Origin of the sequence: Parachryseolinea silvisoli, assembly GCF_021190955.1 — a bacterium.
In the GTDB taxonomy this organism is placed as follows: Bacteria; Bacteroidota; Bacteroidia; order Cytophagales; family Cyclobacteriaceae; genus Ohtaekwangia; species Ohtaekwangia silvisoli.
The window spans coordinates 1,322,737-1,339,801 of record NZ_JAIOAO010000001.1 but is presented as its reverse complement, the minus strand read 5'-3'; the positions used below and the strand labels follow the sequence as shown (position 1 = coordinate 1,339,801).

At 51.0% G+C, this 17,065-nt stretch carries 15 protein-coding genes; 9 read left to right on the top strand and 6 right to left on the bottom strand.

The window, feature by feature from the left end:
• The first annotated feature begins 133 nt into the window (after positions 1 to 133).
• From K7P01_RS05550 to K7P01_RS05540, 3 genes are all read left to right on the top strand, one after another.
• Positions 134 to 1,162, top strand: a complete 1,029-nt coding sequence (locus K7P01_RS05550) for a DUF6588 family protein (protein ID WP_267290714.1) — start codon at positions 134 to 136, stop codon at positions 1,160 to 1,162.
• Positions 1,163 to 1,290: 128 nt separating this feature from the next.
• On the top strand, positions 1,291 to 2,379 hold the full coding sequence (locus tag K7P01_RS05545) for an MBL fold metallo-hydrolase (protein ID WP_267290712.1): 1,089 nt from the start codon (positions 1,291 to 1,293) through the stop codon (positions 2,377 to 2,379).
• Between the two features lie 113 nt (positions 2,380 to 2,492).
• On the top strand, positions 2,493 to 3,332 hold the full coding sequence (locus K7P01_RS05540) for a TerC family protein (protein WP_267290710.1): 840 nt from the start codon (positions 2,493 to 2,495) through the stop codon (positions 3,330 to 3,332).
• A gap of 75 nt (positions 3,333 to 3,407) precedes the next feature.
• On the opposite strand, the gene K7P01_RS05535 is transcribed toward K7P01_RS05540, so the two are convergent.
• A complete protein-coding gene (locus tag K7P01_RS05535) occupies positions 3,408 to 5,813 on the bottom strand; it encodes a TonB-dependent receptor (protein WP_267290708.1) in 2,406 nt (801 codons plus the stop codon).
• A gap of 145 nt (positions 5,814 to 5,958) precedes the next feature.
• The gene (locus K7P01_RS05530) at positions 5,959 to 6,867 is read right to left on the bottom strand and encodes a LytR/AlgR family response regulator transcription factor (protein WP_267290706.1); all 909 of its coding nucleotides are present in this window, start codon (positions 6,865 to 6,867) and stop codon (positions 5,959 to 5,961) included.
• A 167-nt stretch (positions 6,868 to 7,034) separates the two neighbouring features.
• On the opposite strand from K7P01_RS05530, the gene K7P01_RS05525 reads away from it, so the two are divergent.
• The gene (locus tag K7P01_RS05525; protein ID WP_267290704.1) at positions 7,035 to 8,048 is read left to right on the top strand and encodes a DUF4421 domain-containing protein; all 1,014 of its coding nucleotides are present in this window, start codon (positions 7,035 to 7,037) and stop codon (positions 8,046 to 8,048) included.
• 5 nt (positions 8,049 to 8,053) lie between these two features.
• On the opposite strand, the gene K7P01_RS05520 is transcribed toward K7P01_RS05525, so the two are convergent.
• Positions 8,054 to 8,827: an enoyl-CoA hydratase-related protein gene (locus K7P01_RS05520; RefSeq protein WP_267290702.1), complete on the bottom strand. Its 774-nt coding sequence runs from the start codon at positions 8,825 to 8,827 to the stop codon at positions 8,054 to 8,056.
• 236 nt (positions 8,828 to 9,063) lie between these two features.
• On the opposite strand from K7P01_RS05520, the gene K7P01_RS05515 reads away from it, so the two are divergent.
• Positions 9,064 to 9,546, top strand: coding sequence for a low molecular weight protein-tyrosine-phosphatase (locus K7P01_RS05515; protein ID WP_267290700.1), 483 nt, complete (start codon positions 9,064 to 9,066; stop codon positions 9,544 to 9,546).
• 214 nt (positions 9,547 to 9,760) lie between these two features.
• On the opposite strand, the gene K7P01_RS05510 is transcribed toward K7P01_RS05515, so the two are convergent.
• A complete protein-coding gene (locus tag K7P01_RS05510; RefSeq protein ID WP_267290698.1) occupies positions 9,761 to 11,002 on the bottom strand; it encodes an aspartate kinase in 1,242 nt (413 codons plus the stop codon).
• Positions 11,003 to 11,052: 50 nt separating this feature from the next.
• Between K7P01_RS05510 and fbp the strand changes: the two genes are divergently transcribed.
• The gene (gene fbp / locus K7P01_RS05505; RefSeq protein ID WP_267290696.1) at positions 11,053 to 12,084 is read left to right on the top strand and encodes a class 1 fructose-bisphosphatase; all 1,032 of its coding nucleotides are present in this window, start codon (positions 11,053 to 11,055) and stop codon (positions 12,082 to 12,084) included.
• On the opposite strand, the gene K7P01_RS05500 is transcribed toward fbp, so the two are convergent.
• Both K7P01_RS05500 and yihA read right to left on the bottom strand, forming a co-directional pair.
• A complete protein-coding gene (locus K7P01_RS05500; protein ID WP_267290694.1) occupies positions 12,081 to 12,512 on the bottom strand; it encodes a DUF5606 family protein in 432 nt (143 codons plus the stop codon). The two genes, fbp and K7P01_RS05500, sit on opposite strands and share 4 nt — an antisense overlap.
• Before the next feature lie 78 nt (positions 12,513 to 12,590).
• Entirely contained in the window at positions 12,591 to 13,208 is a 618-nt protein-coding gene (yihA, locus tag K7P01_RS05495) for a ribosome biogenesis GTP-binding protein YihA/YsxC (protein WP_267290692.1), read from the bottom strand.
• 247 nt (positions 13,209 to 13,455) lie between these two features.
• Between yihA and K7P01_RS05490 the strand changes: the two genes are divergently transcribed.
• The 3 genes from K7P01_RS05490 to porT all read left to right on the top strand — a co-directional run bounded on the left by K7P01_RS05490 (position 13,456) and on the right by porT (position 17,055).
• A complete protein-coding gene (locus K7P01_RS05490; RefSeq protein ID WP_267290690.1) occupies positions 13,456 to 15,567 on the top strand; it encodes an OmpA family protein in 2,112 nt (703 codons plus the stop codon).
• Between the two features lie 64 nt (positions 15,568 to 15,631).
• Complete coding sequence (ubiE, locus tag K7P01_RS05485; protein WP_267290688.1) at positions 15,632 to 16,354, top strand: bifunctional demethylmenaquinone methyltransferase/2-methoxy-6-polyprenyl-1,4-benzoquinol methylase UbiE; 723 nt, start codon at positions 15,632 to 15,634, stop codon at positions 16,352 to 16,354.
• Positions 16,303 to 17,055: a type IX secretion/gliding motility protein PorT/SprT gene (gene porT / locus K7P01_RS05480; RefSeq protein ID WP_267290686.1), complete on the top strand. Its 753-nt coding sequence runs from the start codon at positions 16,303 to 16,305 to the stop codon at positions 17,053 to 17,055. The genes ubiE and porT overlap by 52 nt, the downstream gene beginning before the upstream one ends.
• Positions 17,056 to 17,065: the final 10 nt, after the last annotated feature.

The window sequence follows — 17,065 nt, the reverse complement described above, 5'->3', positions numbered from 1 at the left end:
GCGTTAAAACCTTACATGCAGCGCTATATTCATCATTTTTTTACATGCTGGTTGTCAGGGAGTTTACCTAAATGGGTAATTTCGAATGAATGTGCATTGTTTAAGCTTCCTAATTTAAAACTCCCTAACCATCATGAAATTTTTACGATTGGCGGCATTGGCAGGTATGTTGGCGTTCACCGCGACAACGGCTACCTATGCTCAGGACGACATTGACAAACTGATCCGTGAAAACGCGGAAGACGGCGAGAAGCTTGTCGGTGGCTACATCGGGCCCTTTATGAAGAGCTTTGCGCTGGGCCTGAACTCCGGCTGGTACAATACGGCCAAGCCCCATAAGCTGATCGGTATCGACCTGACGATCACTGTCAGTGCGATGCGCATTCCTGACAAAGAATTGTTTTACAGTGTGTCGGGTATGAACAATGTAGAGCTGGAGCAAGGCGTAACCGGCCATCCCAACGAGGCGCCTACCCTTGTTGGTCCCGATGAGACACCTGTTTATAGGGTGACACAAGACGACGGTAGTACATACACATTTGACGGCCCGGAGGGCCTTGACCTGAAAGGTGAGATCGGCAAAAACTGGGTACCCACTCCCATGGTACACCTGGGCATCGGTCTGCCGAAGAACACCGATCTGAAGATTCGTTTTATGCCCGAGGTTGATCTGGGTGACGACGGCAGCGCCAACATGTTTGGTATCGGCGTGATGCACGACATCAAACAATACCTGCCGGGCTTTAAAGTAATTCCGTTCGATCTGTCGGCCTTCGTAGGCTATACACACCTCAAGTTGAAGTATGCCTACACACCGGACGACATTATGACGGAAGACCCGAATGCTGAAATGGTGATGAACGCGACCACGATCCAAGGCGTTATCTCCAAGAAATTTTCGGTGGTGACGCTGTACGGTGGTATTGGCTACAACATCGTAAAGTCTAACATTGGCGTGAAAGGTAAGTGGGACCTGGACGACAATGGTGTTTACGAAACTGCCAGACGTGAGATCAACCCGGTCAACATCGACTTCAAAACTTCCGGCCCTCGTGCCACGGCCGGTTTTCGTCTGAAGCTGGCGGTGATCACCCTGCATGCGGACTACACCCTGCAAAAATACAATGCCCTCACGGTAGGGTTTGGTATCAACGTGCGGTAATCGTTACCGACACCGTTTTGGAAAGGCAATGTTCATTATGAGCATTGCCTTTTCTTTTTATACCGGCCCGGGGTACAATAAACCGTTGTTACGACCGACTTAAGGGTATGAAACTTTTTCGGAAGATTATGATGATAACGTTCTTTGTCGTGGTGGCCCTGGTGGTGGTAGTATTTCTGTTTATGCAGCAACCGTCGTTTGGCAAGTTGCCGTCGGGTGAGCGACTGGCCCGGATCGAACGCTCGCCGCAATACAAGAAAGATCACTTTGAAAACATCCTGCCCACAGCCATGATGGCCGACGACGTTTCGTATGTCGACATGATCCGTAAGTTCTTCTTCGCGACTGACTCGCTGCGCGAGCCGGATCACGTCCTGCCCGTCGTCAAGACGGATTTGCGTGCGCTCAACGGACAGGAGCCAGTCCTCGTTTGGTTCGGGCACTCATCGTACTTCCTGCGCATCGACGGAAAGAACATCCTGGTCGATCCGGTCTTCAGCAAACGCGCATCGCCGGTGCAGTATGCAGGTTCCGAACAATTTCCCGGCACCGAAATCTATAGTGCCGACGATTTCCCCGACATCGACCTCATGATCATTACACACGATCACTACGATCACCTGGATTACGGCACGATTAAAAAAATACACATGCGTACCAAAGCCATTTACACTTCCCTGGGTGTTGGCAGCCATCTGGCCTATTGGGGTGTGCCGGAAAGCAAGATCCACGAATTGGATTGGTGGGAGCAGGCAACCGCGTTGCCGGGTATTGAGTTGACGGCTACGCCTGCGCGCCACTTCTCCGGAAGAGGCTTTATACGGAACAAGACGTTGTGGTCTTCGTTTGTGTTGAAGACGTCCACACACAAGATCTTTCTGGGAGGCGACTCGGGGTATGACGCTTCGTTTAAGAATATCGGTGATAAGTTTGGCCCCTTTGACCTGGCGTTGCTGGAGTCGGGACAATATGATAAACAATGGCCCTTTATACACATGATGCCGGAGGAGACCGTGCTGGCGGCGAAGGATCTGCAAGCGAAGGTGCTGATGCCGGTGCATTGGAGTAAGTTCAGACTGGCGTTGCACCCCTGGAATGAGCCGATCGAGCGCGTGACAGCGAAGGCAGCAGCAGACGGATTGCCGATTGCGACGCCGCGCATTGGCGAGCCGATTGCGATCGGTGGACCGTACCCGAAGGTAAAATGGTGGGAGTAGTTGTTGTGGAGGATCTTGCTCAAAAATATGGGCGCTTCTTTTTCGTTGTTATGTCATAGCCGGCGGTGGCGTCGGCTTGATCTTTTACGTGGAGGAGATAACACTTTTTGCCCATGGAACATCTTTTCACTGCCGAAGGACTTGTCAGCCTGTTAACGCTTACATTCCTGGAAATCATACTGGGAATCGACAACGTCGTTTTCATTTCCATTCTCACCGGTAAGCTACCTCCTGAGCTACAAAACAAGGCCCGCCTTACGGGCATCGGCCTGGCATTGGGCGCGCGCATCGTGTTGCTACTGGGCGTGAGCTGGCTTATCGGGCTACAGGAACCTGTGTTAACGCTCGGTACATTAAACTTCAGTTACCGCGATCTCATTCTTATAGCCGGTGGGTTATTTCTCATCGGTAAAAGTGTTTCCGAGCTGCATGGCAAGCTGGAGGGGACAAATTCTTCCGCCCGAAAAAACAAGATCATGACCTTTCGCGGCGCCATTGTACAAATCATACTCATCGACCTCATCTTTTCTTTTGACTCGATCCTCACGGCCATTGGCCTGGTGGAGAATATTGTGATCATTATCATTGCCGTCGTGATAGCGCTCGGTATCATGTTATTTTTTGCGCGCGTTATTAGCGACTTTATCAATAAACATCCCACGATGAAGCTGCTGGCATTGGCTTTTTTGCTCATGATCGGTACGTTGCTTGTTGTAGAAGGACTGCATGTGCATGTGCCGCGCGGGTATATATACTTCTCCATGACGTTTGCGTTAGGGATCGAGCTGTTGAATATGAGGATCCGGAAGAAAGCCGGCACGCCGGCGGTACCCTTGCATGAAGAAGTAAGCTTGCCCAAGAAGGTATCGGCCCGTAATACCATTCGTAAAGGCTGGGGTGAAAAGTTTCCGAAGGAAGATGTGGAGGCAGAGGATCAACCGCAAATGCCATAAAACAGTGTGAGTGTGGAGGGCGAGAGCGAAGAAAAGACAAAATACCATCGCTCTCACATTCCACACTCACACTGGTTAAAATGTGTACCGTAGAAAGGGTACCGGGAAAAATGCTTGTTGATACTGCGTCACGACAGTGTTCGTACGCGGATTATAGCTCTGATCGAATATGTTTTTGTTGTTCGTCAGGTTTTGGAGGTCCATCGATATTTCCAGCGTGCTCCTTGTATATTCTTTGCGGTAGGAGAGGCGCAGGTCGGTACGGAAGTACGGATCTTGTTGCTCGCTGTAGGCCAATTCGGGGCGGTATATCGTGCGACCCATCTGCTGTGATTTTTCGAAATTAATCGGTACCAGGTATTTGCCGCCGATGGCTGTCAGCTTGAGGTTGAGCGAGAAGAAATTTTTGTTTTTACCTACGCGCCATTCTTTGCCTGCCAGGGCATTTATTACATACCGTGTGTTAAAGGCTGTGTTACGTTCGACGCCGTCGCTACCTTCATATTTGGAATCAAACAACGACGTGGTGAACAGGAAATAATAGTTACGGTGAAAGAATCGCTCTACAGTAAGCTCTATGCCATAGTTGTGTCCTTTGCCGTTATTGACTAGACTGTCTTCTTCCTCTGCTGCGAAGCTCATGCCGGCGTTGATCGCCGAGTAGGAGCTTGACTTGCTTTCGACGGGTACGTTACGCAGGGATTGATAGTAGCCTTCGGCTTTAACGCGCAGGTGCTCTGTCACATTCCAATCGTATGTCAGTACCAGATGCTGGCTGGTTGTGAAGTCCAGGTCTTTGTTTGTTAGACGTATTTCGCCCGCTGTTGTACGTGTCTGTGTAAAGCTGGTGGTGATGTTCTGTGCCTGGTTGTGCAGGCCATAACCCAGGCTGACGGTGTGCCGTGGGTTGATGATGTATTGTACGCTGGCGCGAGGCTCTACGGCGGCTTGCTCGTTGAGCGAATAATATTGGGCGTGTATGCCGAGGTTCATTGACAGGTTGGTGCCGAAGCGGTGCTTCCAGTTGCTAAAGGCCTGGTATAATGTGGTGTTGTCCTGTGCGTTCATGCGTACCGTGTCGCGGCCTATGTTGGCGTATGCGTTGCGCAAGAAGAGATCAACGTGTTGGGCGTCGATGTAGAAGCCTGATACAATGCTGTTGCGGGCATTGATCTTGGTCCGGGCGAGCACATTAAAAGAGTACTTCTGTGTGTTCATGTCGGCCTGCGCACGGAGGTACCGTTCGCTGACTTCATTTTCTGCGTTTCGCACCAGCGAGTCTGCGTGAAATTTTTCCTGTGTGGCACTGGCACCGGCGGTAAAGCGAATAAAGGTGCGCTCGGTCAGACTCTTCTCGTAGCTGATGCCGGCGATACCGGTACGGTACCGCGGGTATGAGTCGATGTTCTCGCTACCGTATAGATCGGCATCGCCGTCGAGGTCGGCTTCACTGCCAAGCAGATCGATTTCGCTTACGCCACCCAGACCAAAGACGGACCATTTACCGCCATGGCGTGTGGGCAGGGTAACTTTAAAGTTCAGATCCTGGTAGAGTGGTGTGCTGGAGCCTGTGCCGAATTCGATGCCTAACGACTGGAATACACCGAGCGTTGAATAGCGATAGTTCGCTATATAGGATGCGCCGTTCTTGCCGATCGGTCCTTCGGCACCTAATTCAAAACCGTTGAAGCCTATCTGCCCCAGGAGCTCGCGTTTTTCATTGTTGCCATCGCGTAAGCGCAGGTCGAATACACCGGCTGTGGCGTTGCCATACTGGGCCGTAAAGGCACCCGTCATGAAATCAGATTTATCGAGGTTGTTGTTGTTCAACATGCTCACCGGGCCACCCGTAGCGACCAACGCACCAAAGTGATTGGGATTGGGAATGTTTAAGCCTTCGAGTTGCCACAGCATGCCGGAGGGAGAGTTGCCGCGTACGACGATATCGTTGCGCGAGTCGTTACCACCGACTACGCCGGCGAAGTTGGCTGCCATGCGTGAGGGGTCGCCGATGGCGCCGGCATAGCGTTTGGTGTCGTCGACATCAAAGGATCGGGCGCTTACCACGGCCATGTCGTTGTTGGTGGCGGTCTTGTCTTCGCGGGTGGTGCCGGTAATAACAATCTCGTTCAGTTGGTTTACGCTTTCGGTGAGGGCTATGTTCAGGATTACTTCCTTGCCGGCAGTGACAATGGTGTTGGGAATGGATTGTTCTTCATAACCGATGTATGTAATGCGCACTGTGTGTCGGCCGACGGGAACTTTGTCTATGCGGAACTGGCCGTTGGCATCCGTCACGGCGCCAAAGGTTTTCTGATCGGCAGTGAGAACGGTTATGCTTACGCCGATCAACACCGTGTTGCTCACGCCGTCGGAGATTTTGCCCCGAATCGTTTGCGTAGACTGTGCTGCCAATGGGAAGGTGAGGCACGTACAGGCCACGGCTAACAAAATAAGGAAGGATAGCTTGGTTGGTTTCATAGAAGCGCTTAAGGGATTTAGTTATCGTGCTTTTTTAGACGAAAATGGTGCACGATAATGTATGTCTGAGCGCGTGAATGGCGTGAACGGAGCGGAATACGTTGCGGGTAACAACGCGTGGGGTGAACGGTAAAGCGTCCGGGGGCTAATACAACTCGATCATGTCGCGCAGCTGCTTGAGCTTGCCGATCACTTCCTTGCCTTTGGACCGTGACACCGGCACCGAGAAGTCTGTGTCGCGGATGCTGAGCTTATACCCATTGGTGTTGCCACTGATATGATCGATGGCGTAGATGTTTACAATGAAAGAGCGGTGGCAACGCAATGCAAACGAGTTATTGAGCTGCGTTTCCATATTCTTCAGGTTGATCCGTAAGATCTTCTTCTCTACGCCGTTGCCGTTCTTCCAAACAACAGTGGAGTAATTGTCATCCGCCTCTACATATAAAAGATCGGGCAGGTTTAGTGTAAGTGTCTCGCGTGTATCAGAAGAAAGGGTGACGTGGTGAGATTCCGTAGCCAGGTTCGTTTCTTCTTTTCGCTCTTCTTTCAACGTGCGGATGCGTTCCAGCTCTTGATTGGCGCGGATGGCGCAGCGTAGATTTTCTTTTAAGACATATGTTCGGAGGATCATCGTGCCGACACCGACGGGGATGATGCCAAACGTAACAATGCGCGGATACGTGGCGAGAATTGCATCACCCAGACCGATGGGCTCATGGTGCAGATGCAATACATGTTTGACGATGGCAATGGCGGGGCCGCAGAGGACGAGCTGCCAGACTGTAAACACGAGGTACTTGCCGAGTGTCCACTGCATGGCGTCAAAGGGGGCTGGTAAAAGCTTGGGCAATAATACAATGTGACTGAAGAGCACCAGGAATACCACCGTGCCGACGATCAATACCTTGTTTCCCGCTTGCCGGCATGCGGGATCGAAGGCGATCATGGTTGCGACCAGTACGAGTGAAATGCCCAAGGTGAGGAGCGTGTTCTTCCGATCGTCGTTGAGGTAGTAGGGGCAGGGGGCGTTGAGTTGCTGCAGCAGTACCATAAGCCGGGAATTGTTGGGTTGAAGGTAAAAGATTTAATCGTCAATGCCCCCGCAAAGGTTGGGGTGAACGACGAATTGTTGTGAAAAACGCCGTTTTGGGGTGAATGACTACTGTTGGGGTATGGTTTTTTTACCGGTATAGCCGGCCCCGATAACATGCCTGATACTTGAAAAAAAGACTACTCCTGCTGTTCTACCTGTGCGGTTCGCTGTGGGCGGATGCTCAGACCCAACCTCAGACCGAGAATGACCCGACGTACTACGTGTCGTATGCACAGTATATCACGGGGCGCTTCTACTTTTCGCGTAAATACACCTCATTCGACCTCCGTTCGCTGGACGAGGGACTAAGTGTGCGATACCGCCCCAATACCACCCTTAACATGGGCGTTGGGGCCACGTACAAGTGGGCAACGCTCAACCTGGCCTATGGCTTCCCCTTCCTGAATCCCACCGGCAATCGCGGGAAGACACGCTACCTGGACCTGCAGGTGCACAATTACGGCCGAAAAATCGTTGTCGACCTCTTCGGACAATTTTATCGCGGCTTTTACCTGAACGATGAATCGCTCCGCAAGGATGATGGTACCTATTACCAACGTCCCGATATGCTTGTACAGATGGTAGGTGCGTCGGCATTATATCTGTTTAATCATCGCCGCTTTTCGTACCGCGCGTCGTTTTTACAAAACGAATGGCAAAAACGGTCCGCCGGTTCACTACTAGTAGGATGGGAAATCTACGTCGGCCGCGGCAAAGCTGATAGTAGTTTCATACCGTCGGCGATGAACGACGTGGCAAATATTTATGTAGATCGTGTCAGCTTTGTCGAAACGGGACCAAGCATTGGGTATGCGTACACCTTTGTTTTTAAAAAACACTTCTTTATTACTGGCTCGACCAACGTAAGCCTGGACTATGGTAAGAACCTGATCTATACCGATCATGGTACCGAGCATTCCGAATCGTTTAGTCCCAACTCGCTGGCGCGGCTCTTTGCCGGGTATAATTCTGCGAAGTGGGCGTTAAGCTTTACGTTTGTGCACCAGGTAGCGCGCGTGTCGTCTAATCGCGATGCGTTAGCCACTTCGTTGAATACGGGCAACCTTCGTTTCAATACCGTCTACCGCTTTGTACCCAATCGCAGGACCCGGAAGATGCTCAAGGAAGTGATTAAATAACAGCCTTATTTTCCCCGATAAGAGGGCGCCCGCTTTTCTATAAAAGCCTGCATACCTTCCTTCTGATCTTCAGAGGCAAACGTGAGATAAAAGTTTTTGCGTTCGAAATGCAGACCTTCATCGAGATGTGTTTCAAACGAACGATTGACGGCCTCTTTTGCCAGTCGCGCGGCCACAGGGGCCATTGCGGCTATCTCGCCGGCCAGCTTCACGGCCTCGTGCAAATACATTTCCACAGGCACTATCTTATTTATCAATCTATAGAACAATGCTTCTTCTGCCGATAAGAATCGGCCCGTGAGCACGAGCTCCATGGCTTTGGCTTTGCCGATGGCTTTGGTGAGACGTTGTGTTCCGCCGGCGCCGGGCATGACACCGATCTTGATTTCGGGTTGACCGAAGCGCGCGGTCTCTGACGCAATGATCATATCACAGGTCATGGCCAGCTCACAGCCGCCACCCAATGCAAAGCCGGACACGGCGGCGATAAGGGGCTTGTGTGTTTTGCGGATCTGGTCCCACGTACTGAACTGGTCGGTGATGAGCATATCAACAGCAGTCTTGTCGGCCATTTGACGAATGTCGGCGCCAGCGGCGAAGGCCTGGTCGTTGCCGGTGAGTACAATCGCGCGCACAGCATCGTCGCGATCCAATTGCTGGAAGCTGTCGCGCAATTCTTGCATGAGTTGTAAATTGAGCGCATTGAGCTCTTTGGGACGCTGCAGGCGGATAAGGGCAACGGCGGGAGCATATTGGGCGTGGACCTCGATAAATTCCATACGGTTTTGGGGTTTTGCGGAGTTTGCGGTGCTAAACTGGGTTACAGACGAACCAGGAAGGAAATTAATACAAAAAGAGAAAAGCCCGCTTTTGAGGGCGGGCTTTTCAAACCAAAAGGCAGTACTAAAAGTGTGCTATGCGTATATAAATACCACGTGTGAGCCTTTTGTAACCGGAGGTGCATTATTTTTACATAGATCGGCCCTGCCAGTCGACGTGGCCGCTAAATAGCACGATGAAACGTAAAAAAGTATTGTTTGTTTGCTTGGGCAATATTTGCCGCTCGCCCCTGGCCGAGGCCATTTTTAAACATAAGATCAAAGGGACAGCCTTGGAACAACACGTGGAGGCCGATTCGTGCGGCACCGCCAATTACCACATTGGCAGCTCGCCGGATCATCGCACGATTGCCAATGCTGTAAAAAACGGCGTTGCGATCAGCCACGTGGGACGGCAGTTGTGCAACGCCGACTTTTCGGACTACGATTATATCCTGGCGATGGACAACAGCAATCATCAAAACATTTTGCGGGTGGAAGGCTCCAGGGGCTATGAAGCCAAGGTGCAGTTGATGCGCAATTTTGATCCGCATGGAAAGGGGCATGAGGTGCCGGATCCTTATTACGGCGGGGAAGCAGGGTTTCAGGAGGTTTTTGATATCCTGGATAGGTCGATGGATGTATTTATAGAGGAGTTGAAGAAGGATCTGGAGGGGTAGTTTCGTGGGGCCGTTGATTTGGGGCTGAAAGAAGGGATGTCTCAGAGTTGAGTCAGTGTATAGTCAGAGTATAGCCAGAGATAAGTCAGTGCTAAAAGGGCTGGGATATGATGCGGTCGATTCCTGTTTATTTTTAACCGGTATCACAACCACGCCACCTGTTGGCCGCGCCAGTCTGGAGACGGCACCCTGCGGGGTCGCAAACGTCGGGTTATTAACGTATTAATACCTGCAGGGTAGAACGGGATGATTGTTCCAATAGCACGTTTGGTTTATTGCGATAGGTATCGAATGTTTGCTTGTCGTAGTTTTTTACGGTGATCAGGGTCAAGCCAGTATTGTAGTATACTTCGAAGTGTTCTTGCAGCTTGCGGATCAGGCTAAGAATCTTGCTTTCGCGGAAGTCGAGGCAGAAGGAGAATGAGATCGCGGAGTTTTGTATGACGTTTACGCGCAGGTCGAGTTCTGAGAGCGCGTTAAAGATCAGGCTTAGCTGCTGCTCGTTGATGAAGGTATAGTCCGTTACACGGCACGATACCAGGCACTGGTTGTCTTTGAATACAATCAGTGGGGGCAGGTTCTCGATCTTGCAGGCGTGAATGCGTGTGCCGGGCAGTGATGGGTCGGTGAAGTTTTTTACCAGCAGGGGGATGTTGGCATTCGCCAGGGGCTTAATGGTCTTCGGGTGAATGACGTTGGCGCCGTAGTAGGTCATTTCGGCGGCTTCCTGAAAGGGTAATTCTTCAAACACCACTGCGGCGGGCAGGCGCTTCGGGTCGGCGTTCATCACGCCGGGTACGTCTTTCCAAATGGTGACGGCGGCGGCATGCAGGCACGAGGCGAAGATGGCAGCAGAGAAGTCAGAGCCTTCGCGGCCCAGTGTGAGGGTTAGGCCGTCGGAAGAGCGGCCGATGAAGCCCTGGGTGATGATGACGTGGTCGGCCAGGATCGGGGGCAGGTTGGCAATGTTGCCTTCGGTCCGGGTCCAATCGATCTTGCCTTCGCGGAAGGTGCGGTCGGTGGCAATGCACGTGCGCGCGTCGAGCCAATGCGACGGGCATGACTGGCTGAGGAGGAAGTGGTGTACGATGACGGAGGAGATCACTTCGCCACCGGATACCACCTGGTCGTAGACTTGGTCATATTCGCCGGGGCTGTTCAGCTCTTTGCGAAGCGTGGTGAAAAGCGCGTCGACGGCGGCAAATACAGGGTGGTTTTCGGGGAAAAGCTCACGCATTACCTGAAGGTGGTAGTCGTGCAGGGGGCCAAGCTCGGATGACGGATCCTGGTTCTTTTGCGCCAGCGCCACGGCCCGCTCCAGGGCGTTGGTGGTTTTACCCATGGCCGAGACTACGACAACCAGGTTGCTGGCTGCCTTTGAAGCGATGATGTTAGCGACGTTGCGAATCCCGGCGGCATCTTTTAAGGATGCCCCACCAAATTTAAAAACCTCCATTCTGATCAACTAAATCGTTTGCGTAATTACCTTTACGTAAAAAATAAGGCATGCAAAGATCACCTAATAATGCTAACACACCAAGCATTGAATCTTCAAGAATTGCAGTTTCAATCGGCACGACCCTTGACCGGTTCATCAAAAATAACCAGGACCAGTTTGCCTACGCCAGCGGCGAGCTTTCGCAACTGTTGCGCGACATCGCGCTGGCCTCTAAAGTTGTGAACCGCGAGGTAAACAAAGCGGGCCTGATCGACATTATGGGCGCGGTGGGTTCGCAAAACACCGCCGGCGACGACCAGCAGAAGCTCGACGTGCTGGCCAACATTCGCTTTACGCGGGCACTGACAAAAGGAGGAGAGGCCGGCGCGCTGGTGTCGGAAGAAATGGATACTTTTATCGATCTAAGTAACGACGGCAAGTATGTCATTGCCATTGATCCCCTCGATGGTTCTTCTAATATTGATGTAAATGTTTCGATCGGTACGATCTTCTCCATCTACCGTCGGAAGACCCCGGTGGGAACACCCATACAGGAAGAAGACGTTTTGCAGACGGGTGATGAGCAAGTGGCGGCCGGCTATGTGCTTTATGGCTCTTCCACCATGCTGGTTTATACGACCGGCCATGGTGTGAATGGCTTTACATATGAGCCTACGCTGGGTGAATATTTTCTGTCACATCCCGACATGCGCATGCCCATGGACGGAAAGATATATTCGGTTAACGAAGGCTCCGCCAATTCTTTTTCGGAGCCTATGAAAGCCTATTTACAATATTGCAAAGACCAACGCTACACCGCACGGTACATTGGTTCGCTGGTGGCAGACTTTCATCGCAACATGTTAAAAGGAGGTATTTATATCTATCCCGCGACGGCCAAAGATCCGAAGGGCAAGCTGCGCCTGATCTATGAGTGTAATGCGCTGGCGTTTGTAGCCGAGCAAGCCGGTGGCGCCGCCACGAATGGGCGTGAACGTATACTCAGCCTTACGCCGGAGACATTGCACCAGCGTACGGCCTTCTACGTAGGGTCGCAAAAGATGGTCGAGAAAGCGGGCGAGATGGAAGAAGCGTCTTAAGAAGCCGCTTTTTCTTCGGTGCTTGTTTCGGTGGCGGTCAGGATCTCCGGTGCGAATTTCTGAATCAGCTCATACCACTTGATGAGCTTCTTGATGTCCGAAACATATACACGGCTTTCGTCGAACTCGGGCAGCACTGATTTTAGGAAGGCCTTGAGCTCCGTTCCGTCGGCATTGTTGTCTACGCCGGGGTCAGCGCCGTATTCCGTATGGATCTTTTTCAGCACGCCTTCCAGCGCTACGGTGCCTTCTTTGGTGGTAGTATAGATCGAGATCTCATTGAGCAAGGACAGACGGTGGTTGGCGTTTGCGACCAACTTGGTCTTTGTTTCGTCCAATGATTCGAGGATGACACCAGATTTGGTTGGGGCCAGTACTTTGTACAGTCCTCCTTTTCCGGAGATGGTCGCTAATTCGGCTAAAGTCATACGGGAGTTTTCAGAGTCTAGGCGGCAAAGCTAACGAAAGGATTGAAAAGTCCACACGTCGAGCCGGCGCTTTGCACACTACTCCTCCGGAGTTGCTTCCGGTATGCGGTCAATGGCTTCCTGAATAAAGTTGAGCACCTCTTCGCGGCCCAATTTGGTTTCAGCAGAGGTCACCAGTAGGGGAGGCGTTTCGTCCCACTCTTCCAACAACGCCTTTTCAAACTTCCGAATGTTTTTATTGAGGTCGTTTTTATTCAATTTATCGGACTTCGTGAAAATAATGGCGAGCGGTATGCCCTTTCCGCCTGCCCAATTGATAAAGCTCAGGTCGTTTTTTTGGGGCTCCAACCGGGAATCTATCAGCACAAACAGACACGAAATGTTTTCGCGCTTGGCGACGTAGTCTTCGATCATGCGGCCAAAACCCTCGCGGGTACTTTTGCTTACACTGGCGTATCCATAGCCGGGTAAGTCGACCAGGTACCAGGATTCGTTAATCAGGAAGTGATTGATTGTTTGTGTTTTACCAGGTTTAACGGAGGTCTTTGCCAGCTTTTTCTGATTCGTGAGTGCGTTGATAAGGGAAGATTTTCCTACGTTCGAGCGGCCGATGAAGGCAAATTCCGGTTTGTCAGGAGCAGGGCATTTGCGGATATCGGCATAACTGGAAATAAACGTGGCGGAATTAATCTTCATCTGTTAAAGTAATAATTGAAGGGCAAATTACTAATAATGTAAGAACCGTGTAGTTTATGATTTATGTTTTCTGTTTATAATCCCCATTTTTTAGTATCTTGGGGTACATTTTTATCATACCTTTAAGGTCAAAAATTTTTTAGCGATGTCCAGTATCCGAAGTGTACTGATTTTTTTAGCTTTTTTATTGGTGCTTTTTATCCCCGGTTTTAGTCAGCAAGATCCTAAGGAAACGGCACGGGAGTATATGGAAGTTGCAGAGGGCATGATTGCTGAAACGAAAGCGATCGACGATGCTCGTGGCCTGATGGTCACCGCAGCCGACCTGGATACCACCTTTATCAAAGCCAACTTTGAAGCCGGCCGTTTACAGCTGTTGACTATCGGCAAAAATCTGGCTGTGAAATACTTCAAGCGCGTTATGCGCCAGGACCCAGCGTACCGATTTGACATCGAATACCTTATCGGCAAAAGCTACCAGTATGGTGAGAACTTCGACATGGCGATTTATTATTACAATCTCTATAAGGACAAACTCGGCAAAAAATCCAACTACCAGGGCAAAGACAAAGTAGACATGGCGACCGTAGACCGGGCCCTCTATGAATGTCAGAACGGTAAAGAGTTTGTCTCCAACCCGCAGAACTTTTCGATTGTCAACATCGGCCGTGAGATCAACTCTGAATATGAAGACTATGCTCCGGTTTTTAGTGAAACAGAGGACGAAATAGTTTTCACCACCCGTCGCCGTGAAGACAACTTGAATCAGAACGTGTTTGACGATAACAAACCCTGGGAGGATATTTTCTTTTCTACAAAGAAAGACGGTAAGTGGGCGTTTGCAAAAAACATTGGCGAGCCGGTGAACACGCCGTACCATGACTCCAACCTTTCGCTTTCCGCGAATGGTAACACACTGTTCATTTTTAAAGACGACGGTGGTGGCGACATCTATTTCAGTGAGCGCGCCAACGGCGTATGGAGCCCACCTGCGCCGCTACCGGGTATCATCAACTCGAGCTTCGAAGAAAAATCTATCTCCATGTCTGCCGATGAGAAGACGCTATATTTCTCCAGTAACCGCCCCGGTGGCTATGGCGGACTGGATATATACCGTGCGACCAAAGACAGCAAGGGTGCCTGGTCAAATGTAAAGAACCTCGGTCCGAAGATCAACACCGAGCTTGATGATGACGGTCCGTTCATCGACTACGACGGAGTCACTCTATATTTCAGTAGCCGTGGCCGCAAGGGCATGGGCGGATTTGATGTATTCCGGGCGACGTTTGATCCTGCTGCGAACGAATGGAGCGAACCTGAAAACCTTGGCTATCCCATCAACACGCCGGACGACGATGTGTTCTTTGTGGCGTCGAAAGACGGTAAGCGGGCGTACTACTCTTCAATACGGGAAGACGGTATGGGCTACCTCGATATTTATGTGATCACCATCCCCGATGGCTTGAAGAACCTGGCATCGAAGACTTCGCCGACCACGGTTAAGGAACCCGATGCGATTAAAGATCCGACGATCGATCCAACCACTATCGCAAACAATACCCCGACGACTACCCCAATACCTGATCCGACGAAGACTCCTCCGGTAACAACCAACGATCCTACGAAGACGGATCCGAGCAAAACTCCGCCGACGAAGGAGCCGGTAAAAACAGAGCCGACGAAAGAGCCTGTTAAGACCGAGCCGAAAGTAGCACCGGTGAAGAAAGAAACGATTCCGCTGAAATACGAGGTGACGGTAGTCGATTCAGAAAACAAGACGCCGCTGAATGCCAAAGTAAAATTGGTGGGAGCGAAAGACAACGTCATTGTTCCTTTGACGGACAATGGTAACGGTGTGTATACCTTTTCTGTGAAAAGCCAGCAACCGAAAGATTATCGCCTGTCGGTGGATGCTGATGGTTACATCTTCGTGAACGAGAAGGTTCGCATTGCCGGTGCATCGACCGATGAAAAGACTGTGGGGCGGACCATTCAGCTGCGCAAGATCAGCGTTGGTGCGACATCCATTCTGCGTAATCTGTACTTTGATTTTGACAAAGCCACATTCGAAACGGAATCATACACCGAGCTGAACAAGCTTGAAGCGATGATGCGCTCGAACCCGGATATGCAGGTAGAGATTGGCGGCCATACCGACGCTGTCGGCACCAAGGCTTACAACCTGTTCCTGTCGCGCAAGCGCGCCGAGGCTGTTAAAGACTACCTGACCAAAAAGGGCGTTGATGCACGCCGTATCAAAGCGACGGGTTATGGCAAGTCTAAGCCGCTGGCCAGCAACGACGACGAGGAGGAGGGCCGTGAGTTGAACCGCCGCGTGGAGTTTACGGTGCTGAAATAAGCGCCCGGCGGCCTGCTGTGATTCCCGTAAAAACCCCCTACCTTCGCGGCGAGGGATCACCGCTATGACAGTCGTTCCATACAAAGAACAAAACACCGGCAAAAAGGAGCAGGTGGCCAGGATGTTTGACAACATCAGCCACCGGTACGACTTTTTGAATCATTTTCTCAGCATGGGCATCGACCGTGCATGGCGCCGCAAGGCCGTGAACCTGCTTAAGGCCCAAAAGCCCCGCCACATCCTCGACGTGGCCACCGGTACCGGCGATTTTGCTATTCAGGCGCTGGACCTCAACCCCGAAAAGATCACAGGGGTCGACATTTCCGAAGGTATGCTGGAAGTAGGTCGCAAAAAGCTGCGCGATCGTAAACTAGATCAGAAGATCACGTTGCTGAAGGGCGATTCTGAAAACCTGCCTTTTGAAGACGCATCGTTCGATGCTGTCACCGTGGCGTTTGGTGTGCGCAATTTTGAAAACCTGGAACGGGGATTACAGGAGATCCACCGCGTATTACGGCCAAACGGCCAGATCGTGGTGCTGGAGTTCTCGCGTCCCCGTAAATTTCCCTTCAAGCAGGTATACCATTTTTACTTTCAGTTCGTTTTGCCTAAAATAGGGAGCGTGGTTTCGAGTGATAAGTCCGCCTATACTTACCTGCCTGAGTCTGTAGCGGCTTTTCCGGATGGAGGAGACTTTGTTCGTATCTTAACCACCCTCGGATTTAAACAGACACAATGCAGATCTCTCACATTTGGAATAAGCTCTATATACACAGGCACAAAGTAGGCGTTGTCCTTGTCCTACTGTTATTGTGGGGCGGTGCTGCAGCACAAACAACCATGGGCAAGCGGTCGCGTTGGGCGTCGCGCAACAATCCTAATTACGACAACCGTAAGCTTACCTATGGCTTCCTCATCGGGATTCATAGCTCTACATTCAAGGTAAAATATTCCGACCGGTTTGTTTCCCAGCAGTTTGACTCGGTGCATTCGGTTATACCCGGATGGTCGGGTGGTTTTTCGCTGGGCTTTATTGTTAACTACCGCCTCGACGACCAGGTAGACATACGGCTCACGCCCAAAGTAGGGTTTTATGAAAATAAGGTGAGCTACCTCTATACCGATAAGACCCCACGGGAAGATTTATTGCTCGAAAGTACCATGGTTGAGTTTCCGATATTGTTGAAGTATAAATCGCAACGTCGGGGCAACATCCGGATGTATATGATTGGCGGCGTTACGCCGGCGATCGAAGCGTCGGGTAAGAAGAATGGTAAAAACGGAGAATCGCTGGAGATTGCCAACAGCAACCTGAGCCTGGAGGGTGGTTTTGGTTTCGATCTATACTACCCGTTATTCAAGTTCTCGCCGGAGATCCGTTTTTCACACGGCCTGTTCAACATCCTCGACAACAAGGATAATATGTACGGGCAACCGTTGAAAAGCGTAACCACCAATTCCGTTACGGTATATTTCCTGTTCCAATAGTTTAGTCTTT